Source organism: Mesorhizobium sp. M7A.F.Ca.US.014.04.1.1, from assembly GCF_003998745.1.
GTDB classification, from domain to species: Bacteria; Pseudomonadota; Alphaproteobacteria; order Rhizobiales; family Rhizobiaceae; genus Mesorhizobium; species Mesorhizobium ciceri.
In genome coordinates, this window is record NZ_RZRW01000778.1 from 1 (window position 1) to 2,139 (window position 2,139).

A 2,139-nucleotide genomic window follows, 5' to 3' on the forward strand; every position below is an offset into this window, starting at 1 on the left:
CTCGTCTTGACCTGGGATCTGCTGAAACACATGCTGATGCCGGCCGTGGCGCTGGCGCTGCCGCTGGCGGCGATCATCTCGCAGCTGCTGAAACAGTCGCTGAAGGAAGTGCTCGACCTCGACTACGTCGTGCTGGCGCGGGTCAAGGGATTCTCGGAAACACAGGTCATCCTGCGCGAAGCGCTGAAGAATGCCGCGCTGCCGACGCTGACGCTGGTCGGCGTGCAGTTCACCTTCCTCATCGGCGGCACCGTCATCGTCGAACGGCTGTTTTCCTATGAAGGCCTCGGCAACATGGCGATCGACGCCGTCATCAACCGCGACCTGCCGCTGATTCAGGGCATCGTGCTGGTCTTCGCGCTGCTGTTCGTGCTGATCAACCTCAGCGTCGACATGATGTACGCGCTGCTCAATCCAAGGCTGCGCCATGGATGAGGGCCGCGCTCAAAGACGAGCTGTGTCGCCGCGTCTGTGGCTTGCCGGCGGTTGGCTGCTGCTGGCGCTTCTGGCGGCAATCTTCGCGCCGCTGGTCGCGCCGCAGGATCCGCTGGCGCAGGATTTGATGCTGGAACGGTTGCCGCCGTTCTGGATGGCCGGCGCCGAACCCGGCTATTGGCTCGGCACCGACAGCCTCGGCCGCGATCTGTTGTCCCGGCTGATCTTCGGCGGCCGCATCGCCTTCATCGTCGCTTTCGCCGCGGCCATCGCCGCCTGCCTGGTCGGCTCGATGCTGGGGCTCATAGCCGGCTATTTCGGCGGCTGGGCCGACCGCATCATCTCGCGCATCGTCGATGTCTGGATGGCATTTCCGCCGGTGCTGTTCGCCATCCTTTTGGTTGCGGTGCTCGGCACAGGCTTGAGTTCCGTCATCCTGGCCATCGCCATCATCGACTGGACGCGTTTCTGCCGGGTGATCCGTGCCGAGACGATGGGCCAGTCGCGCATGGATTATGTCGAGAATGCCCGCATCGCCGGCTATGGCCGCATCGGCATCATGCTGCGCGAAGTGCTGCCCAATGTGGTGCCGTCAATCGTGGCGCTGCTGTCGCTGGAAATGGGCATCGCCGTCATCGTCGAGGCGATCCTGTCCTTCGTCAATCTGTCGATCTCGACCGACGACCCGACCTGGGGCGGCATCATCGCCGAGGGCCGGCTGTCGATCCATCAGGCCTGGTGGGTGCTGGTGTTCCCGCTGATCACGCTCATCCTCACCGTGCTGTCGTTCAGCCAATTCGGCGAGGCGTTGAAGACGCGCTTCGACCCGGTGCTGCGATGAGCGCGGTCTGCCTTGACATCGCCAATCTGAGCGCCGTGCTGCCCAACGGCCAGCGCATGCTGCGTTCGGTGTCGCTCTCCGTCCAACCCGGCGAGGTCCGCGCGTTGGTCGGCGAAAGCGGCGCCGGCAAGACGATGATCGGCAAGGCTGTGCTTGGTGTGCTGCCGTCGAGCGTGCGCATCGTCGAAGGCGATATGTTGCTTGAGGGCGAAGACCTCGGCAAGTTGCCGCCCAAGGCACGGCGCACGCTGATCGGGGCATGCACGGCGCTGATCCCGCAGGACCCGCTGACCGCTCTCAACCCGTCACGCCGCATCGGCTCGCAGATGACCGACCGGCTGGTGCGCATCCTCGGCTGGAGTGGCGAGAAGGCCGATACCCGCATTCGCCAGTTGCTGGACGAGGTGCAGATCCGCGACCCCGACCGCGTGCTCAAAAGCTATCCGCACGAACTGTCCGGCGGCATGCGCCAGCGCGTGCTGATCGCCGCCGCCTTCGCCGCGGAGCCAAGGCTGATCGTCGCCGACGAGCCGACCACGGCGCTCGACGTCACCGTGCAGAAGCAGATCCTGCGGCTGATCGCTGCGTTGCAGCGCGAGCATGGCACGGCGATCCTGTTCGTCACCCATGATCTCGGCGTCGTCGCCAAGATCAGCCAGAGGGTCTCGGTGCTCTATGCCGGCAAGGTGGTGGAGGAGGCCGAGACCGCAGCGCTCTTCGCCGCGCCGCAGCACCCCTACACACGGGCGCTGATCGCGGCGACGCCACGCTACACCGATCCTTTCGCCTCGCTAAGACCGGTGGACGAGGCGGTGCTGGGCGGACTTGCTTCGGAGATCGCTGCCGCCGACCAAGCCTGGAGG

At 65.5% G+C, this 2,139-nt stretch carries 3 protein-coding genes; all 3 read left to right on the plus strand.

The annotated features are described in order from the left end of the window. Positions 1-435 (plus strand): ABC transporter permease (locus EOA22_RS31340; protein WP_164756100.1); only part of this gene is annotated, 435 nt, incomplete at its 5' end. Beyond that, complete coding sequence (locus EOA22_RS31345; RefSeq protein ID WP_013527973.1) at positions 428-1,276, plus strand: ABC transporter permease; 849 nt, start codon at positions 428-430, stop codon at positions 1,274-1,276. The genes EOA22_RS31340 and EOA22_RS31345, both read left to right, overlap by 8 nt. Further along, positions 1,273-2,139: ABC transporter ATP-binding protein (locus EOA22_RS31350; RefSeq protein WP_164756101.1), on the plus strand; the 867-nt coding region annotated here is incomplete at its 3' end. The genes EOA22_RS31345 and EOA22_RS31350, both read left to right, overlap by 4 nt.